The sequence below is a fragment of the Zoogloea sp. genome (genome assembly GCF_044344315.1).
Lineage (GTDB): Bacteria > Pseudomonadota > Gammaproteobacteria > Burkholderiales > Rhodocyclaceae > Zoogloea.
Genome location: NZ_JBIJDC010000039.1, coordinates 19,149 through 38,107, shown reverse-complemented (window position 1 = coordinate 38,107; position 18,959 = coordinate 19,149). Strand labels below are relative to the sequence as shown.

The 18,959-nt window shown below is 61.3% G+C and carries 12 protein-coding genes; 7 read left to right on the top strand and 5 right to left on the bottom strand.

Translation table 11 applies throughout. The features are described 5' to 3' along the window. Window positions 1-300: 300 nt before the first annotated feature. The gene (locus ACIQ09_RS10580) at window positions 301-2,067 is read right to left on the bottom strand and encodes a PQQ-dependent methanol/ethanol family dehydrogenase (protein ID WP_398308995.1); all 1,767 of its coding nucleotides are present in this window, start codon (window positions 2,065-2,067) and stop codon (window positions 301-303) included. 513 nt (window positions 2,068-2,580) lie between these two features. On the opposite strand from ACIQ09_RS10580, the gene ACIQ09_RS10575 reads away from it, so the two are divergent. Genes ACIQ09_RS10575 through ACIQ09_RS10545 form a run of 7 tightly spaced genes read left to right on the top strand, consistent with a single transcriptional unit; the run spans window position 2,581 to window position 9,928 of the window. After that, the gene (locus ACIQ09_RS10575) at window positions 2,581-3,372 is read left to right on the top strand and encodes a quinoprotein dehydrogenase-associated SoxYZ-like carrier (protein ID WP_398308992.1); all 792 of its coding nucleotides are present in this window, start codon (window positions 2,581-2,583) and stop codon (window positions 3,370-3,372) included. Then, complete coding sequence (locus tag ACIQ09_RS10570; RefSeq protein WP_398308989.1) at window positions 3,369-4,343, top strand: quinoprotein relay system zinc metallohydrolase 1; 975 nt, start codon at window positions 3,369-3,371, stop codon at window positions 4,341-4,343. The genes ACIQ09_RS10575 and ACIQ09_RS10570 overlap by 4 nt, the downstream gene beginning before the upstream one ends. Then, on the top strand, window positions 4,340-5,146 hold the full coding sequence (locus tag ACIQ09_RS10565; RefSeq protein WP_398308986.1) for an energy transducer TonB: 807 nt from the start codon (window positions 4,340-4,342) through the stop codon (window positions 5,144-5,146). The genes ACIQ09_RS10570 and ACIQ09_RS10565 overlap by 4 nt, the downstream gene beginning before the upstream one ends. Beyond that, entirely contained in the window at window positions 5,143-6,591 is a 1,449-nt protein-coding gene (locus ACIQ09_RS10560; protein ID WP_398308983.1) for a HAMP domain-containing protein, read from the top strand. The genes ACIQ09_RS10565 and ACIQ09_RS10560 overlap by 4 nt, the downstream gene beginning before the upstream one ends. Next, window positions 6,588-7,241, top strand: a complete 654-nt coding sequence (locus ACIQ09_RS10555) for a response regulator (RefSeq protein WP_398308980.1) — start codon at window positions 6,588-6,590, stop codon at window positions 7,239-7,241. The genes ACIQ09_RS10560 and ACIQ09_RS10555 overlap by 4 nt, the downstream gene beginning before the upstream one ends. Before the next feature lie 53 nt (window positions 7,242-7,294). Then, window positions 7,295-7,813 (top strand): SRPBCC family protein, encoded by a 519-nt coding sequence (locus tag ACIQ09_RS10550; RefSeq protein ID WP_398308977.1) that lies wholly within the window; start codon window positions 7,295-7,297, stop codon window positions 7,811-7,813. Between the two features lie 15 nt (window positions 7,814-7,828). Continuing rightward, window positions 7,829-9,928 (top strand): 4Fe-4S binding protein, encoded by a 2,100-nt coding sequence (locus tag ACIQ09_RS10545; RefSeq protein ID WP_398308974.1) that lies wholly within the window; start codon window positions 7,829-7,831, stop codon window positions 9,926-9,928. A 170-nt stretch (window positions 9,929-10,098) separates the two neighbouring features. Here the strand turns inward: ACIQ09_RS10545 and ACIQ09_RS10540 are convergent, their stop codons facing one another. The 4 genes from ACIQ09_RS10540 to ACIQ09_RS10525 form a co-directional block, all read right to left on the bottom strand. Further along, on the bottom strand, window positions 10,099-10,422 hold the full coding sequence (locus ACIQ09_RS10540; RefSeq protein ID WP_398308971.1) for a hypothetical protein: 324 nt from the start codon (window positions 10,420-10,422) through the stop codon (window positions 10,099-10,101). 108 nt (window positions 10,423-10,530) lie between these two features. Further along, a complete protein-coding gene (locus ACIQ09_RS10535) occupies window positions 10,531-11,709 on the bottom strand; it encodes a L,D-transpeptidase (protein WP_398308968.1) in 1,179 nt (392 codons plus the stop codon). Between the two features lie 101 nt (window positions 11,710-11,810). Then, window positions 11,811-12,413 (bottom strand): hypothetical protein, encoded by a 603-nt coding sequence (locus ACIQ09_RS10530; protein WP_398308965.1) that lies wholly within the window; start codon window positions 12,411-12,413, stop codon window positions 11,811-11,813. Window positions 12,414-12,537: 124 nt separating this feature from the next. After that, the gene (locus ACIQ09_RS10525) at window positions 12,538-18,951 is read right to left on the bottom strand and encodes a hypothetical protein (RefSeq protein ID WP_398308962.1); all 6,414 of its coding nucleotides are present in this window, start codon (window positions 18,949-18,951) and stop codon (window positions 12,538-12,540) included. Window positions 18,952-18,959: the final 8 nt, after the last annotated feature.

Below are 18,959 nucleotides of genomic sequence, written 5' to 3'. Positions count from 1 at the left end.
CGATCAACGGCATGTCTGTGATCGACGCGTGGCGGGCGACTGAAGTCGCCCCTACAGGACCTCCAGCCGCCATCAGCACCTCCCATAAGCCCCTGCGGCCAACCCGGCCAAGGACCCCTCATCAGCATTGGGTTTGCGCCCGGTTCGGGGAGGTCAATGGAGGAAAGTGGAATGAAGCCGACCCGGGACTCCAAATGGAAACGGCCCCCTAAGAAGGGGGCCGCTCACCCGCAGCAGTAAGGCCGCGGGAGGTTTCCGCAGGTGCAGCCCGGAAGACCGGACCGCACCCGGCAAGCGCAATTACTTGCTGTTGTGCAGCTTGAACACCCACACGGAACCGCCCTGTTCCAGGTAGTTCACGCGGCGGGCCACGTCGCCGCCCCACAGGGGAACAGCACCGCCCCAGCCGGACACCACGGCGACGTACTGCTCGCCGCCTTCCATCCAGGTAACCGGGGGAGCGACCACGCCGGAGCCGGTCTGGAAGGACCAGACTTCCTTGCCGGTCTTGGCATCCAGCGCCTTCAGGTAGCCCTCGGGGGTACCGTAGAAGGTCAGGTTGCCGCCGGTGGTCAGGACACCGCCCCACAGGGGAGCAAAGTTCTTGTTCTCCCAGACGATCTTGCCGGTGGTCGGATCCACGGCACGCAGGGAGCCGATGTAGTCGTCGTGCAGGGCCTTGATGGTGAAGCCGGCGCCCAGGTAAGCCGCACCGCGCTTGTAGGAGACGGGCTCGTTCCAGATGTCCATGCCCCACTCGTTGGCCGGCACATAGAACAGGCCAGTCTGCGGGTTGTAGGCGATCTGCTGCTGGTTCTTCCCACCCAGGAAGGACGGCGCGGAGAAGACGCTCTTGCCCTTCTTGCCATCGGCGCTGCCCGACGGATCGCCCGGACGGTTCTCATCCACATAGATGGGACGGCCGGTGCTCATGTCGAAGCCCTTGGCCCAGGTGATCTGCTTGACGAAGGGGAAGATGTTCAGCGGCTTGCCGTTGGTGCGGTCGAGCACGAAGAAGAAGCCGTTACGGTCAGCCTTGCCACCCGCCTTGATGATCTTGCCGGTCTTCGGATCCTTGTAATCGAAGGACACGAATTCGTTCACACCGTCAAAGTCCCAGCCGTCGTGGGGGGTGGTCTGGTAGTGCCAGACGATCTTGCCGGTATCCGGGTCGATGGCCACGGTGGCGGACGAGAACAGGTTGTCGCCGGGGCGCAGGTGGCTGTTCCACGGGGCCGGGTTGCCGGTGCCGGCAAAGACCAGGTTGGTGTCGGGATCGTAGGTGGCGCCGTTCCAGGTGGCTGCACCGCCGGTCTTCCACAGGTCGCCGGTCCAGGTGGCGTTGAGGGTGCCGGAGATGCCGTTTTCAACCTTCTCGCCATTCACCCACTTGTAGCCCATGTGGCCTTCAACGGTCGGACGCATCCACACCATCTTGCCGGTCTTGGCATCGCGGGCTTCCATACGGCCCTGCACGCCGAACTCGCCACCGGACACACCGGTGATGACCAAGCCCTTGACGATCAGCGGAGCAGCCGTGGCGGAGTAGCCGGCGGCGTAGTCGTCGATCTTTTCCTTCCATACAACCTTGCCGGTTTCCTTGTTCAGGGCCACGAGCTGGGCGTCGAGGGTGGCGAAGATCACCAGGTTGTCGTAAAGGGCTGCGCCGCGGTTGATCACGTCACAGCAGGGCATGATGCCCTCGGGGAGGCGATGCTCGTACTTCCACAGCTTCTTGCCGGTCTTGGCGTCGAGGGCGAAGAGGCGGCTGTAGGAGGCCGTCACGAACATCTTGCCGTCGTGGATCAGCGGCTGGGATTCCTGGCCGCGCTGCTTCTCGCCACCAAAGGAGAAGGACCACACCGGGACCAGGTTCTTGACGGTTTTGACGTTGACCTTGTCCAGCGGGCTGAAGCGCTGACCTTGCTGGCCCAGGCCGAAGTGGGTGACATCGCCGGTGGACTTGGCGTCATTGGCGATGTCGGCGTCCGTCACTTCCTTGGCATGGACAGAACCGGCAACCATCAGGGCGGCCGCGATCAGGGTCATCGCAAACGGCTTTTTCATTGTTTTGCTCCTTTGGATCATTGAATGTCTCCTTTGAGAAGGTGCTTAAGCGCGACCTGGGGCAGCCACCTCCCGGCCCAACCAGATCACGCAGCGCTTTCCATGCGCAAGAGCTGTGCCAAAGATCTGACACTGGCCCGGAAAAAAAGCGGACCGGGAAGAATTCCCGATAGAAAACGGGAAGTTGGCTCTGGCTGGAAACACGTTTGAATGGGAAAAATGCAGGTAATCAGGGTCACCACGCCCACTCTCTGCTTCATTCCACACCAACTGCTCCAAGCTGGAGCACCCCGAAGCAGGACAGGCGCGACAGGTGTGCCACCTGCGACAGATGACCGCTGCACGAAGGCCACCGGTCGTTTCCCCCCGAGTCGACGCAAACCCTTGCCTCCCGCGTCCTCAGCCCGTTTCCAGCGACAATTCCGCACCGCCCAGGGTAGTGGCACAGCTCTTGCAGCACCCCCACACCAAACAGAGCGAGCCGCCACCGGCAGGCCGCCGTCAGGAGACAGAATGAAGAACAGAGCCCTCATGGCCGTTGTGGCCCTCTGGTTGGCGTGCACCTTCAATACAGGTCATGCAGCTTCCCCCGCTGCGCCCCTCCGCGCCGACCCCCTCGGTTCACCCCGCTGGGCCGACATGCGCAAGGAAATGTTCCCGGCGTCGGCACAGGTCGTCTTTGACGATCGCGTCAAGGTCACCGCCCCCCTCACCGCCGAGAACGCCATGAACGTTCCGGTGAGCGTAGACGCCAGCACCCTGCCGGGCGTGCGCGAGGTGCTCGTCTTCGCCGACTTCAACCCCATTGTGCGCATCGTTCGCTTTGAACCCAGCGGTGCCCATGCGGCCCTGGGTTTCCGCATCAAGCTGCAGCAGTCCACCCCGGTCCGCGCCGCCGTGCGCACCGCCGACGGCACCTGGCATGTGGGCGGCACCTGGGTGAACACCGCTGGCGGCGGCTGCACCCTGCCCTCCACCGGCAGCGGCTCGCCCGAATGGCAGAAGCGCCTGGGCGAAGTCAGCAGCCGCGTATGGGCGCGCAAGGAAGGCGGCGAGCGCATCCGCCTGCGCATCATCCACCCCATCGACACCGGCCTCGCCGCCGGCATTCCAGCCTTCTTCCTGCAAGACCTTGACCTCGCCGACAACCAGGGCAAGCCCCTGATGCACATCGAGGGCTTCGAACCCATCGCCGAGAACCCGGTATTCACCGTCGACATCCCCGCCGCCCGGGCCGCCACCGCTTACCGGGTCAGTGGCCGTGACAACAACGGCAACGCCATTTCGGCTGCGATCGAAAAATGACCGCCTCACCCCGCACCCTCTCCCTATCGCGGACCGCCCGCAGCCTCATCGCCGTCTTCGCCCTCGGCTGGACCCTGCTCCTCGCCGCCGCCGACCGGGACTACGGGCTCTCCCCCCTGCGCATCGCCGACGACACCTGGGTGCTGGTCGGCCGCAGCGAGGATTTCAGCCTTACCAACGGCGGCAACATCGTCAACACTGCCTTCATCGTCACCGCCAAAGGCGTGGTAGTCATCGACAGCGGCCCGTCACGGGCCTATGGCGAACAGCTCAAGCGCGCCATCGCCCGTATCACCGACAAACCGGTGAGTCTGGTGCTCAATACCCACCACCACCCCGACCACTTCCTGGGCAATCAGGCCTTCGTCCCGGACACCCTGGCTGCACTACCCGCCACCATCAAGAGCATCCACAGCGAAGGCGGCAGCCTCAACGAAAACATGTACCGCCTGGCTGGCGACTGGATGGCCGGCACCGAGCCCGTCGCCCCGGCCCGCCCGCTCGCCGCCGGCCCCCTGGAGATGGGCGGACACCGCCTCGAGCTGATCGCCCTCGACGGCCACACCGAGGCAGACCTGGTCATTCTCGACCGCAGCACTGGCGTGCTCTTCGCCGGCGACCTGGTGTTCAACGGGCGCACCCCAACCACACCCCACGCTGATCTGCAGCATTGGCAGGCAGCCCTCGACCAACTCGAGAAAACCCCTTTCACCACTCTTGTCCCCGGCCATGGGCCGGTCGCCAGAGACGCCGGGCCGATCCGCCAGACCAAGGCGTGGCTGGCGTGGCTTGACCGCCATTTGCGCCAGGCTGCCGACGACGGCCTCGACATGACCGAAGTCCTGGCCTTGCCGCTACCGGCAGAATTCCGCGGCCTGGCCGTGGTCGACGCTGAGTATCGCCGTTCCGTGGGCCAGCTCTACCCGGCGTACGAGCAACGAGCCCTTTCCGACGAGCGCCGCAAACCATGAACCTTGTCCTGCCGCAGCCTGACACTGCCTGGCCCCGCCCCGCGGCCCTGCCCCGTCCGCTGCGGCTGGCGATCGGCCTGTCAATTGGCGTCCATGCACTGGCCTTGCTGGTACAGGGCAAAGGTCTGCCGTCCGCCCCCGAGAATCCGCCCGCGCCCCTGGAAGTCGTGCTGCGCACTGCCGCCCCCGTCCCCGTTCCCCAGCAGCCGAGCAGCCCGCCGCCTGCCTTGAGGCCGACGCCTGCGACACCCGCGACACCGCCCCGCGCCGAAGCAGTGCCCCGACCTGCCCGACCCGAAGCGCGCCCCACCCCCGTGATGACCCGCCCGGCAGCACAGGCGCCCAGCACAAGCTCGGCCCTGAGCGTCGAGCCGGCCCCCGCGGCCCCCCTTGTCACCGACATTACGGCCGCCGTCGCCGCGCCATCCCGGCAGGCCCATGTCGAACCCACACCTGCCACCGCGCCGGCCACCGCCCCGGCGGCCGACGAAGCGCTCGACCCGGCCCTGCTCGAACGCTACGGGCGCAGCCTCTCCAGCCTTTTTGCGCGCCAGCAGAACTACCCCCGGCTGGCCGCCATGCGCGGCTGGGAGGGCGAAGTGCAGGTGCGCGTGACCATCGCCCGCAAGGGCAACATCGTGGCCGCCCAGGTGGTGCGCTCCAGCGGTTTCGAAGTCCTCGACCAAAGCGCCATCCAGCTGATCTCCGGCGCCGGCCCCCTGCCCCGTCCACCTGAAGCCCTGCAGAACCGGGAACTGCAGATCGTCGTCCCCGTGCTCTTCAAACTGGAGAAACCGGCATGAACGCTGCCACCTGCACCCTGCCCTCCGGCCCCGACACCGACGACACGCCCACCCGGGCCCGCAAAGGCCAGTCCCTGCGCCTGCGGGTCAGCCTGGTGCTCACTGCCCTGGCCGCCACCTTTGTGCTCGCCAGCGCCGCCCTGTGGGTGCGCGACGCCCGCATCGCCATCACCGAGGAGATCACCGCGGCCCACCGGGTGGCCGCCCAATGGCTGGCCGTGTCCGCCCAGGGCACCGCCTCCGGCGACCCCGCATGGACGGAAACCCGCCTCATCGCCCACCTCAACGCCGTCGGCCGCATCCGCGCCCATCAGCTCGAAGCCCGTGACAACAACGGCCGCCTGCTGTACGCCTCCCCGCCGTCCTCCTACAAGGCCGGGCGCGACGCGCCGGCCTGGTTCACCCACTGGATGGAGCCCGGCATCCCGGCCATGACCCTGCATGCCGGCAGCCTTACCCTGCACCTGCAGCCCGATCCGTCGCGGGCGCTGGTGGATCTGTGGGACGACGTCAGCGCTGCCGCCGCACGCGCCCTGCTGGCCTTGGTCGGGCTGTTCATCGGCAGCTGGTTTGCCATCCATCACGCACTCAAGCCCCTCGAAAACGTGATGGCCGCCCTCGACCGCACCGGCCAGGGCAACTTCGACACCCGCCTGCCCACCGATGGCCCGGCCGAGTTGGCCCGCCTCGGCCACGCCTTCAACGGCATGGCCCAGCGCCTCAACGAGGCCGTGGTCGAGAACGTCCGCCTGACCCACGAACAGGCCGTGGCCAGAGCCATCACAGAGCGCCTCGAAGCCGACCGGCTGGCCATCGCCCGGGATCTCCACGACGAACTCGGCCAGAGCATCACTGCCGTCGCCGCCCTCGCCGGCGCCATCGTCCAGCGCAGTGCCGACACTCCCCAGATCCACCAGAGCGCAGAGGTGATCCGCGATGTGGCCTCGCGCATGCAGGGCGATGTGCGCGCCCTGCTCACCCGCCTGCGCCCCCCTGGCAGCAGCCCGCGGGAAACCCTCGACGATGCGGTGCGCAGCTACCTCACCAGCTGGAGCCGCCACCACGCCGACATCGAGCTGTCCACCGAGCTCTTCGCCGGCCCCCAACCCCTGCCCGACGACATCACCCTGGCCACCCTGCGCATCGTCCAGGAGTCGTGCACCAACATTGTCCGTCACGCCATGGCCAGCCGGGCCCGGGTACGCCTGCTGCGTGAAGGGGCCACCCTGACCATCGACATCAGCGACAACGGCCGTGGCATCCTGCCCGCCCCCGGCCAGCCGGGCTTCGGCCTCTCTGGAATGCGCGAGCGGGTCGTCGGCCTGTCCGGCAGTCTGGACATCAGCAGCCCACCGGGGGGCGGCACGCGCATCCGCGCCCGCCTGCCCCTCACCCCGCCGGACACCGTCGCCCCGGGCGATACCACGGAGAGCCAGCCATCATGAGCACCCCCACCTACCCCCTGCCACCTTCCCTTTCACTGGTCCTGGCCGACGACCACGCCATCGTGCGCATGGGCTTCCGCCTTCTCCTGGAAGGTGTCGGTGCCCGGGTGCTGGCCGAGGCCGACAGCGGCGAGACGGCCCAAAAGCTGATGACGGAACTCGACCCGGACGTGCTGGTGATGGACCTCTCCATGCCTGGCTGCGGCGGCCTCGCCGCGCTGGAGCGCATCCTCGCCCGCAAGCCCGGCCAGAAGGTGCTGATCGCTTCGGCCCACGCCGACGCCATCACTGCAGAACGGGCCCTCAAGGCCGGTGCGGCGGGCTATCTGTGCAAGCGCAGCCCCCCCGACGAACTGCTCAAGGCGGTGAGCCTGGTGGCTGCCGGCCAGCGCTACATCGACCCGGAGATCGCCGCCGCCCTGCGCCGGGCCGACCGCCCGGAACACCCCGCCGAAGCCCTCACCGACAAGGAATTCAACGTCTTCCTGCAACTGGCCCAGGGGCGCTCGGTGGCCGAAGTGGCCCAGACCTTCCACCTCAGCCCCAACACCGTCGGCACCCACCTTTATCACATCAAGCAGAAGCTCGGCGTGCAGAACATGGCCGAGCTGGCCATGGCCGCCGTGCGCTCGGGCCTGATCGAGGTATAGATTTCCCACTCCCCGCGTCTTCCAACCGTCTTTCCCCCACCTGAGAGAACTCCATGAACAACAAAGCCGCCGTCCTCATCGCCACCCTCGCCCTCGCCGCCGCCACCCCGGCCCTGGCCGCCCGTCAGCCCCTCAAGGTCACCGAGCACATCGACATCTCGGCCCCGCCGGCCAAGGTCTGGGAAGCCGTGCGCGACTTCGACAGCCTGGCCTGGCACCCGGCCGTCGGTAGCACGACCCTCGACAAGGGCACCAAGGACAAGCGTGGCGCCGTGCGCACCGTGACCACCAAGGACGGCGCCAAGCTGGTGGAAGAGCTCCTCAGCCACCAGGACTCCACCCGCAGCCTCAAGTACCGCATCATCGACTCGCCGCTGCCGGTGAGCGATTACGTGTCCACCCTGAAGGTCAAGGCGGCCAAGGGCGGCAGCCGCGTGGAGTGGTCGTCCACCTTCAAGCGCAAGGACGAAAAGCCCGCCGAAGGGGCCGACAACGCCGGCGCCAAGAAGGCCGTCACTGGCATCTACACCAGCGGCCTCGGCGCCCTCAAGCAACAGCTCGAAGCCAAGTAAGCCGCAACGACGCCCATGGATGCACGCCGCCTCCTGCGCCGCGTTGCATCCGGCGCCGCTCTCCTCCTCGCCAGCCTGGGCCTGCCGGTACAGGCCGGCGATCTGAGCCACGCCGACATCGCCCGGCGTTTCCAGCCGCCCCTGCACGTGGGCGACAAACTGCGCGATATCCCCGCCTGGCCCATCACCAGCGAGCTGGAACCCGAAGCCGGCCCGGTGGCCTATGCCTTCGAATCCATCGACCTCGCCCCCATCCCGGGCTTCGAGGGCACCCCCATGAACCTGCTGGTCAGCATCGACCGCAAGGGCAATTTCATGGATGTGGCGCTGCTGCGCCAGCATGAGCCGGTGTTCCTGTCCGGCCTGGGCGAAGGCCCCCTGCGCGACTTCCTTGCCCAGTACGCCAACAAGAGCCTGAAACAGGAGATCACCGTCTCCAGCCTGTATGGCAACACCCGCGCCGGCGCCGGCGGCAACCGGGTGGTGCTGGACGGGGTCAGCAAGGCCACCGCCTCGGTACGCATCGTCAACCAGACCGTGCTGACCTCGGCCCTCGCCGTGGCCCGGGCCCGCCTGGGCTTTGCCGCGCCGGCCGAGAAGGGCCCGCTGGCCGAGGTGAAAGCCGACGTCTTCGACCGGCGCAGCTTCGCCGAGCTGCTGGCCTCGGGCGCCATCGGTCGCCTGCACCTGAGCCATGCCGATGTGGAGCAGCGCTTCGCCGGCAGCGACGGCGCCGGGGTGGATGCCGAGGCCCTGGCCCGGCCGGGCGAGACCTTCATCGACCTGTACGTGGCCTACCTCAACGCGCCCACCATCGGCCGCGCCATACTCGGCGAGACCGGCCACGCCGACCTGATGCGCCGCCTCGAACCCGGCCAGCACGCCTGGTGGGTGGCCAGCGCCGGGCGCGACGCCTACATCGACGAGGACTTCACCCGCGGCACCGTGCCTGCCCGCCTCGCCTTCAGCCAGGCCGGTGCGCCCGTCGAGCTGCGCGACCTGGACCTGTCGCCCCGCCCGCCGGAGGGCGCACCGCCCCTCAACGCGGCCCTGGTGCTGCGCGTGCCCCCCATGTCGGGCATCGACCCGGCCAGCCCGGTGCGTTTCGAGCTGACCCTGACCCGGGCCAAGGGCTCGATGCTGCCCGTGCTCACCCAGCGCAGCGCCAGCCTCGATTACCAGGCACCGGAGGCCCTGTTCTTCCGCCCCCCGGCACCCCTGCCCGACTGGCTGATCGCCTGGAAGGAGCGCGGTGTGGAGCTGGGCATCATCGCCGCCGCGCTGGCCCTGCTGTCAGTGGTGCTCGCCCGGCCACGCTGGATCTCCGTGTCGGCGCGTCGCTTGAAGGCCTTCCGTCTCGCCTTTCTGGCCTTCACCCTGGGCTACATCGGCTGGTACGCCCAGGGGCAGCTGTCCATCGTGCAGATCACCGGGGCCATCAAATCCCTGGTGGCGGGTGCCGGTCTGAAGAGCTTTCTCTACGACCCGGTGAGCCTGCTGCTGATCGCCTTCACCCTGGTCAGCTTCGTGGTGTGGGGCCGCGGCACCTTCTGCGGCTGGCTGTGCCCCTTTGGCGCGCTGCAGGAATTCGCCGCCCTCCTCGCCCGCGCCCTGCGCCTGCCCGAACGCAAACTGCCCGCCCGGCTGGCCGGCGTGCTCGACCGGGGCCGCTTCGTCATCCTGGCCGCCCTCACCGCGCTGGCCGCCCTCGCCCCCCAGTGGGCCGAGAAAGGCGTGGAGGTGGAACCCTTCAAGACCGCCATCACCGTGGGCTTCGACCGCAGCGCACCCTTCGTAGCCTATGCGCTGATCCTGCTGGTGCTGGGCGGCCTGTACTACAAGTTCTTCTGCCGCTACCTGTGCCCCCTGGGCGCCGCCATGGCCCTGGGGGGCAAGCTGCGCGTCCTCGACTGGCTGCCCCGCCGCAGCGAATGCGGCCAACCCTGCCAGACCTGCCGCCACCGCTGCGCCTACGACGCCATCGAAAAGAGCGGCACGATCCGTTACGAGCGCTGCTTCCAGTGCCTCGACTGCGTCGGCATCTACCACGACCCCGGTCGGTGTGCGCCAATCATGCTCCTGCGGAAAAAGGATCGGGCACCACTCTGCCCCTGATCGCCCAAGCATATCTGGCCGCTTCTATCAATGCACTCCACGCCCAGACTGGAATAGCAGGTCCGATTCCCCTGCTATTGTCGGCAAAGCACCGCCTTGGCGCCAAGAAATGAGGCGCAGCCGGAGCGAAAATCTTTACTCGTTCTGCTCTGTGCGCCCCTGAAAACCAACTAATCTACATCGTCGCAATGCCAGGTGAGGTCGCCGTCCGGGAACGTACCCATATCGTTGAGCTTACTGCCAGCGCCCGAGTCGCCCTTCTTCGTTGCCTTGCGAAATCCATCCAGAGTAACGTTCCCTGCAGCGCCGGGCCCAGTATGTAGCACGGCCGCATGCATGCCCCAAGATGCCACCTTACCGTTCGACGCGCCGAGAGCCGTAGCGTCGCCCTCCCAAGTGTCCGAAAATGGTAAAGGGTTGATCGAATCGATAATCTTGACAGTCGTGGACGAGCCATCAGTGGCAGTTAGTGTAACGGTGTAGTCAGTAGACATTCAGTAGTCTCCCAATCGTTGACAGCGGAACCATGGGGCTCGCATGGCCTTCCAATATTCCAGCTTCTATGCAGTGTCTTGGCGAATCAGGCTTGAAAGCGCCCTGTTCTACCAAGGACGCGAAATTGTTATCCGAGCCCTGGCAGAAATCCATCTATAAAATGCCTCCGCGTTTGGAGACGCGAGGTGAATGCAACCTTTAGATGGACCTCCGTTACTTGAAAGCGTGTCAGGACCTTCATGAATAAAAACCCCATGCAAGCCGTCTATCTTAACGGACCAAAGCATCGTTGCCGGGTTTCCCTGAAGATCCAGAAAATCAGAACTAATCCATTTCCTGAACTTAAAAGCACTCCCATAGTCACCTTGGTATTGGACGCCTTCGATATTCTCCACAACTTGATCCGCCGGATATGCGTAACCAGGCTTACCCAAACATCGAATGCTAGTCCCAGCATAACTAAGCGTTCCTTCTCCATTCTCTGAAAAAACGATTGAAACCCTCAGCGTAGTGGCAAGCAAGAACTCGTCCGATGACGAATAGATAGCACTCTCGGTCAGCGGTTTCCAAAAGTAGCTAATCTTTTCGTCTCGAACAAACTGTGCCTTGAAAGTGGCAGTTAATCGATCACCTCTTATCGATACACCGCCGACACTGCCCGCATACCCTATTGGCACGCGCGTGCTTCCGGAAGGCTGACTGGGACACCCGACGACAACGGCCAAATGCCCATGACTATCGCCCAACTGTTTTGAAGTCATGCCTCCAATCACGAAGTCACCCGCAATGGCGTGATTCACGGAATCTACGATTGACTTCGTCACGGACCACCCAGATGAAGCGTCGGCGAGCTTACTGATGATCCCATCCGCATCAAGCCCACTAAATATGTCACCAAAGTACGGCCTTGAGGCCGCCTTCACAAAGAGATTGCAGTCGTGCTTGCTTCCTTCAAAAACATCATCGCATGTTTGCAGAATCCTTTTAGCACCGGCATTGGTCGGCATGCATGGATTCGCCATGGTCTCGAAGGGTAGATCAAAGCCGACCAACTCTTCTCTTTTCGATGGTCTAGCCTTCCCTCCAAGCTCGACCTCCAAAGCACCAACACCAGTTAAGGAGAACTTGAAACTAAAGCTCTCAAGACAATCGGAAAACGATCCAGCTCCAACTCCTGAGAGAATGGTGGCAGATATACTTTCGTGGACGTCTCTAAGGAGCTTCAACTCCTCAGACACAGGAGTGTTCAATTGCTTCGAACCGAGACCTCTCTTCTCCGTCGACATTTAACTCTCCGCTTTTCTGCCCAGCCGCGGGCAATCTCGATCGTTTATTCCAGCAAGAGACTTACTCTCTACAACCATGGGAGCATAACGCTCATAAAGCTCTAGAGCTTTCTCCACCCTATATCCACCACCCGATCTGCTGGAGGGCCTAGCGAGGAAGGATCCAGCCCACTCTCCACACAGTCCCACGCGTATACACTATTGCCACCAATCAACAAAGCGTAGTTCGGAAAACCATCGTGTTTTCCTTTTACCGAAAAATAAACTCCATCACCAGTCTTTCTTAAGCCGACAACGACATCAAGATCAATAGAAGGGGCCAGAGACAATAAAGGATTCGCACCCACGACCGCGAACCTCACTGCATGAGTTGCACTGTCCATCTTCGCAAACTGGACATCCAGATTGTTCTTATTCCGCTCAAGTCTTGCGTGGTCGATTGACACGGCACCGTTGCGGAGATCACAGAACCACTCTGGCTTACCAGGAACAGCAACGACATCAGCCTCATTGTATTTATAGGTGCCTCCCCACTCCATCGGCGGAACAGTCAGTGAAGCACTACCTGCAACATCCAAGTCCAAAATGGCCTTTGGGCTACATTTTGTACCACCGTTAAACGCGCCCCCATATCCAAGGACTTTAAATAGAACCACTTTCGACGGAATACCGATGACAAACTCAAGTACTATGTTTGCAGGCATGCTGAACTCCTCCTGAAATGGCCGATCTGGCTCTGCAGAACGCTAGCGAAAAAAGCCGATCTTTCTGCGAACTCTTACTTTTCGCAGTTGATGCCCAAGCTCCAGCGATCCGCCAACAATATCGCTAGCGCCCCCACTCAATCGGAGCGGAGATTCCGATTACTTGGCCAGCTGCATCCAATGGCTCGCCGGAAACGCCATCCGATTTATCACCAAAAAAATCCCCCGGAAACTCTCGGGCTTTCCGCTCAAACCCTCCCTCTTTTTCCTTGCGTCCACGCAGAACACGTACGATTCGCAAACGTCCTCTACTGTTGGAGAACGGAGCACCTAGATCAGACGGCGGCCATGTTTTCTCTGTGAGAGTCGGATCAGCCAAAGTATCGGAAAGCCGGTAGACGGCAATTGGGCGTTCGCGTAGCCGATCGAAGGCATCGTAGACATAGCGCGTTACCAGTGCATAAAGGCGTTCTTCCACCTGCGCATCGGGGTTCGCGCCGAAGGCCGTTCGCAGCGCGATACGGGCAACAGATTCCCCAGGGTGAAGATCTGCCAGCCCCAGACAAAGTTGCTCACCCTTCTTTGATACCATAAGTTGGGTGACAGATATCTTCTCATCCAGAATTGTTCTCGGCGATACATCAGTCTTCTTGATTTCGGCCTCAACAACAAATTGCGACATTGCAGCCGCGAACTGGCACCAGACCGCCGGTGTAAAGTCCGAAAGACGAACCGGCCGCTCCGTCACTTCAACTCCATTTTCGACCTTAAGATACAAGTCCGAATCATGACCATTCGTGTTCAACGGTAGACAGAGCACCGACAGCCAAACGTTTTCGTAAGGCTTCTGCATCACATCAAAACTTGAATCCCGGACAATGCGAACACGAACAGAGACATCACCAACTGACGGAATATCCTTGCCCTTGCTATTTGGTTTGGGTCGCTGCGATGCGATGACCCGGATCTGTACACGACAGCCTGTGTCGTAGCTTGCCGACCAGTCCTGGGTGCTACCTCGATGCGTCGACGCATTCAGTACCACACGCGGCCGGAGTGGATCTGAATCATCAATGTGGGCTTCCAGATTCACGAAAGAACTCGGGTCAGGAGTGCGATTCTTATCAAATGAAAGCCGTAGTTTCAGTGGCGTGCCCGGCTTCAACTCGGCCAAATCAATTGCCAAGCCAATATCGACCTGAAGCGAGAACTCCTTCCATCCGTCACCTGAGACGACTTTTGACTGGTTGCGCTCGTCTAGGAGGAGTTCTGGCGCCTCCAGCCTGCGAAAGCGTAGTTTGACCAAAGACCATGGACGCACCTCTTCCGCGACTGGAGAAATCAGAAAACCAGCGTGATCGAAACGCCCCGCATCGGTTTCCACATCAAATGTATAGCCCACCGGCCCGTCGCATCGTAGCGCCAGCGGCCTCCCGCTTGCTCCTTCACCAGTCCGAATGGGATCAGGCGCGAACTCTGGCCAGTACTTTACGGGTGGTGGCTGGCCTTCCCCGGAATCGATGAATGGATGCCGCGCAAGCTCTATCGCAGCCTCAATCCCGTCACCAACGTGAAACAGCGGAAACATGGGCTCGTTAAACAGAACCAACAGCGGAGGTACGGAACCCGAGGCCATCAAGGGCTCGGTAAGCGGCAGCACTATCATGAAGCCCGGGCGCATCGGCTGTCGAAGGCTGGACTCCTTGCCGACACGATCTGGAACGACAAGAGGCCACCACGCAGTTTTAGCTTGCTTGTCCAAGAGTCGATGGGTAAAGGCGATCAACCGGGCATCGTTTGGTCGCATTGCCGCATAGCGGCTTCTTATCCGCAGGGCAAACCGCCATAGGTTGGCTCCCCCCCGATAATCAAGATCTCTCTCCAACAATACAGGAGGGGATACAGTCTCTTTTTCGTCAGCGAAGAAGCGCGAACGACTTGCATAAACGTGTGCCCGGCCCATCCGCATCTCGTGAATGGGCCCGATATCATCATCAGCCCGGCCCAGGAGAGCCATATCCGCAAACTCGGCAATCCCTTGGCTAAAGATGCCTCCATGGCCGAATTGACCACTTGCAGACGGAATCTCCGGCTGCGGCCGACCGCGCCAACTCCAACGCTGATCAAACAGAGCCACGCTATCCACAAAGCGGAGAGACGCATATTGCTCCACTGAGCCAGGCTTCGAAGCTTCGTATCCCCGGCATTTGATACTATATGGCAGCAGGTGGATCACCGCACGCTCGTGGTGCACCTCGGGAGGCCGCTTCAAGTTGACCTTGAAAGGTGGGTTATTGAAGTCGGCGATATATAGCTCCGGCATGATGCCACTTGCGACCTCTACACACAGTACAAGCGGCGCCCCGAGGTGCCATTCCTCATCCTTGTCACCAGCTTTTACTTTGGCCTTACGCCATCCTGCGGTCGCGGCAGAGGCAAAACGGTCAGCGGTTGAGAGAGGCGCAAGCGTATTCTGCCTAATAGGCACCAAACCATACAGTCTTAGCTCGTAAATGCAGCCACGCACCAGCTTGAGTTGGCGACTGCCTGCAATCCATTCAGCGGTGCCATTCAAAACTTCACTTTTCAACTCAACCCCGAACTCTACGATGTCTTTGGCATGATCACGTTTAAGTTGACTGGACCTCTCTATCAAGCTGATTGGTACATCAACGCACCGTTTCGGAAAAACGCACACAACCTCCAGCGCAATTCCCTCGACGGCCGGATCATCCAGAACTCGATCACTCCCCTTCGTCGGCTTATTGGTTATGTACTTCGCTGCCTCGTTCAAAGCCGTGACGACAGGGTCCATACCTGCTGTGCCAAACCCAGCAATTGGCCCATTTATCCATCGATCGTAGGTGGCAAGCGATACTGACGGTAGGCGCAATGCGACCTTTGCCTTGACAGGGCCAGCAGGCGCACCGCCAATTCCATCGAGAACGGTGATATTCCGGCTCTGGGATCCAAACTCAGGGGGGAAGAATGGTTTGTCGCCGTCCGGTATAAGATCGAGACTCTGAGTACCACTCGAGTTCTGAGTATGCCTATGTACCCCCCAGCAAATGCTTGGTGGCTCAACATCGAAGTCGCCGCCCAACGCTTCTAGCTTCAAGGCAACTGATCTCCAGTCTTTAACTGGTACTATTTTTCCTTTCACTTGCGCAAGCTGAGAGATGTCCTTAGGCTCTGGTTCGTCTTCGGCGAGGGCATCGTCTAGTGACTTGAGTGCCGATACAGTCACGCTGGTATCAACGATTTCGATCCGCAGGCCACCAACAGCGGGCTTACATACGTCCAAGACAGCCTGCAAGCTGACCGTCAGATCAATGAGTGTCGCATTCACCCCAGTCAAAGCAGCCGGATCAATCTCTTCCGCAACAACTCTCAGCTTCTGACCCGATACATTGTTCAAGTCAAGCGCCGCGATCTCGATACGCACGCCCACGTCATTATCATATGGCGCGTTCAAGGTGCCTCGCGTTTGCGCCTTGTCGAGAAAGAAGTACACGGGCTTATTCGCGATCAGGGTGATTGGCGGCGCTCTATCGGGCAGTTCCTGCGCGAGTGGAGCAACGCCATCAAACACCCCGGGCCAGACGCTGGCTGGCGAAAGACGCGGCGCCCCGACGGGCACGGTCCTCAAGTAGGTCTTGCTGCGGATGACATCGTCACCTATCAGATCACGTTTGATCTCTATCCAGCCGCCGGGCGCCAATGTTCGCATAAACGAACTCGTTGGATTGGCGACGTTTGCTCTCAGCGCGGGCGGGATCACACCGCCGTGTCCAATAAGGTAAGGAATGACATGGTATGTCCGCCCGAAGGTCAGCGGCGGGAGCTTGGGAAAATGCTGATGAAGAGGGAAAAAATATGCCTCCGGCCTGCGAGCAAAGCGAGGCACGCTTCCGCTTTGGCCGAGATGCGGCCGGCCCTCCATCTGGGCGACAAGAGACTGGCTTTCATATCGGATGACGGCGTTCCGCACACCGCTGATTTCAGTCACCACAAGGGGCACAGGGTCAACAAGCGCACTCTTTGGCCATTCTCCATCGCCAACATTTACGGAATTATCTTCGTCAAGCAACTCCGTGCTGCCATTCTCTGCTACTCGTGGTTGGTGAAGGGTCGCAACATTGAGACTCCACCACTCATCCGGCGTCTTCTTTGAATCGTCGCTCCGTCCGATGAGAATCCCAAGACCCGCCAGTCGGGCCCATAGGTCCACGCTGTCGTCGAAATCCTGTAACTGGTCAAATACGAAGGTGAGCGGCGGCGCATCTTCGGTCACGGGGTCGGCATTGCGGCTTGTAGCCCGAGGCACCAGTTCCGCCGCCAGACGCTTGGCATCCGCCTTGGCGGCCTCACAAAGCCTCTTGATCAGTGAATCAATTTCGCTCGGGAAGGCTACGTTAGCGTCCGTCTTCGCTTGGCCGAAGGCATCGTCGAACGCACTATCAACGTAAGCCTCCATAGTATCCACCAATCGTTCCCGAAGCGACTGAGTACGCGCCGCTGGATTAACACTCGCCCCGCTGATCGGCACCCAGCCACCCATAAGCCCGGCTATCGCCGGACCCGCATGAGCCAGAGAAAGCGCACCACGCAAGGCCTGGACCGCGCTAGGACCGGCCAACGCGCCGCGAAGAACGTTAGCGGGGAGACCTGCCGGCCCGAAAAACGAAACCTCCAATGGAGAATCGACCTCTGCTGTGATACCAATCCTGCCACTGCGCGCAACCTCGTCTATATTGAAGTCCTCAGAGCAGTTCTGGTAACGCACGGAAAGCAAAACGACATTGCCAACGCTCTTTATTTCTACAGTCAGAGGATCCTCAGTCAATACACCCGGGAAGACTTTACTCCCCCCTTTGGTCGTCAGCGTTATCTGATGTGGCTCCAGTTTGAGCGAGAATTCGAAGCGAGGCCCCTTGAAGCCAGGCCCGTTGCCCGCAGACAAGGTGAAGACAGCGTCGGCAGACGAACCATTTTGAATTGCGCTAACCTCCTTGAACGAGAACCCAATAGCAATCTTTCTTCCATTGTTGCTGCCATTGATGTCCAGTGCCCGCACAAGATCGACCACCCCTACATCGACTTCCTGTGACGTGACCGTGTTAGCGGCGATTTTAAAGTGACCCGCCTTACCAAACAGATTCAGCGCTTGGACCGGAGCGGACGTAGATTCTTCTTTCCAGTTCCAGTGTTCGAACAACCAGTCGCCAAAGGCCTGTTCATTGTCAATACTCGTTGATCCCTGGGGATCGGCCAGTTCCTCTTCTCGCCCTGGCGTAATGCCCGCTGCCGTGGCAAGGCGGGTGCGCGAGACGACGTTCGGCATTTTCAAGCCACTGACAACAACCCCCTCCGCTCCGGCATGGGCCAACAGCAAGGGAGCGACAGTGCTCCATAGCGAAGGGTTACTCGTGGCAAGCCGCTCGAGGAAGGCGGCTGCGGGTGCGGCGCTTGGGCGTGAGCTGTGGGCGCGTGGCGCCAGAACAGGGCGATGAAGCTCAGCGAGGAACTTGCGCAGGGAATCGTCGGCTGCGCGTGGAATAATATCCTCGCGAATCATATCCTTGCGAATCGCGTCGCGAGTAGCAGACGAACCCTTCGTCTCCTCCTCAGACACGACATCCCGGATCACCTTATCCAGCAAGGCTATCGCACGCGCAGCAGGATCAATCGCTTCAGCGATCCGCTGAGGTAGCGTAGTCATCCAATCGGCCCCCTCAAACTCAGGCACCGAGCCTTTGTGTATCAAGAGTGTCGAAAGATCAATCAGTCGCTGTGGATCATTTTTCCCGATTACCAAGTCGTCGATAGGCAAACTTGCGTACACCTTGGCACTGGCGGGCTCTGCCTGGTTTGTCGTGTTGTAGTCAACTGGCCATGGGTCTGCACTGCTTGGGGGCGAAATGGGGCTGGGCACTGAATAAGTAGTACCGCTTGGCGCTACGAAGTTTGGTACAGCCCAGAAACGACATGAGTCGTCCAGACCGAATGACTCTATTACGCATTTCTTATCAATGGAAATTGCCGTCCATATCTGCATAGCAGCCGGTACGGGGTGTGGCAGCCCCGTCAAACTCTCTGTGAGACCGAATACGCTACGCCCCAAAGCCACGCCGCCGGCCCCCGGTAGTGCAAAAGCTCCGGCGCCCGATTGACTTAGGATTGCAGCAACCTCACAATCAATTCGATTTCGAAAGACCCAATTCTGGCCCACGCTCGGATCAAGGCTTTCCATCCACCAACACTTTTTATCTATTTCCTTGAGCTGATTGCCCCCATCGAGGCTCCATAAGGTCCAGTTTTCCTGCTTGTGGATGCTCCACGAGCCGCAGATAGGATTCGCAGAATCCGCTTTCCATTTCCACGGCAGAACCCTGCACATATCAGAAATCTGTGCGCTCTCCTCAATGGCCGCACTGATACGCAGCCCGATTTGAATCAAATCTCTATCGCTACCATCCTCAGTGACCCATACATCAGGGAGGCGATCGACCTGAACATTGACCACTAGCTTTCCCATGGTTTCCC

What these genes read in the sequence shown, in the direction of transcription:
- ACIQ09_RS10580 (WP_398308995.1), bottom strand. Translation starts at nt 2,067, where the DNA reads ATGAAAAAGCCGTTTGCGATGACCCTGATCGCGGCCGCCCTGATGGTT.
- ACIQ09_RS10575 (WP_398308992.1), top strand. Translation starts at nt 2,581, where the DNA reads ATGAAGAACAGAGCCCTCATGGCCGTTGTGGCCCTCTGGTTGGCGTGC.
- ACIQ09_RS10570 (WP_398308989.1), top strand. Translation starts at nt 3,369, where the DNA reads ATGACCGCCTCACCCCGCACCCTCTCCCTATCGCGGACCGCCCGCAGC.
- ACIQ09_RS10565 (WP_398308986.1), top strand. Translation starts at nt 4,340, where the DNA reads ATGAACCTTGTCCTGCCGCAGCCTGACACTGCCTGGCCCCGCCCCGCG.
- ACIQ09_RS10560 (WP_398308983.1), top strand. Translation starts at nt 5,143, where the DNA reads ATGAACGCTGCCACCTGCACCCTGCCCTCCGGCCCCGACACCGACGAC.
- ACIQ09_RS10555 (WP_398308980.1), top strand. Translation starts at nt 6,588, where the DNA reads ATGAGCACCCCCACCTACCCCCTGCCACCTTCCCTTTCACTGGTCCTG.
- ACIQ09_RS10550 (WP_398308977.1), top strand. Translation starts at nt 7,295, where the DNA reads ATGAACAACAAAGCCGCCGTCCTCATCGCCACCCTCGCCCTCGCCGCC.
- ACIQ09_RS10545 (WP_398308974.1), top strand. Translation starts at nt 7,829, where the DNA reads ATGGATGCACGCCGCCTCCTGCGCCGCGTTGCATCCGGCGCCGCTCTC.
- ACIQ09_RS10540 (WP_398308971.1), bottom strand. Translation starts at nt 10,422, where the DNA reads ATGTCTACTGACTACACCGTTACACTAACTGCCACTGATGGCTCGTCC.
- ACIQ09_RS10535 (WP_398308968.1), bottom strand. Translation starts at nt 11,709, where the DNA reads ATGTCGACGGAGAAGAGAGGTCTCGGTTCGAAGCAATTGAACACTCCT.
- ACIQ09_RS10530 (WP_398308965.1), bottom strand. Translation starts at nt 12,413, where the DNA reads ATGCCTGCAAACATAGTACTTGAGTTTGTCATCGGTATTCCGTCGAAA.
- ACIQ09_RS10525 (WP_398308962.1), bottom strand. Translation starts at nt 18,951, where the DNA reads ATGGGAAAGCTAGTGGTCAATGTTCAGGTCGATCGCCTCCCTGATGTA.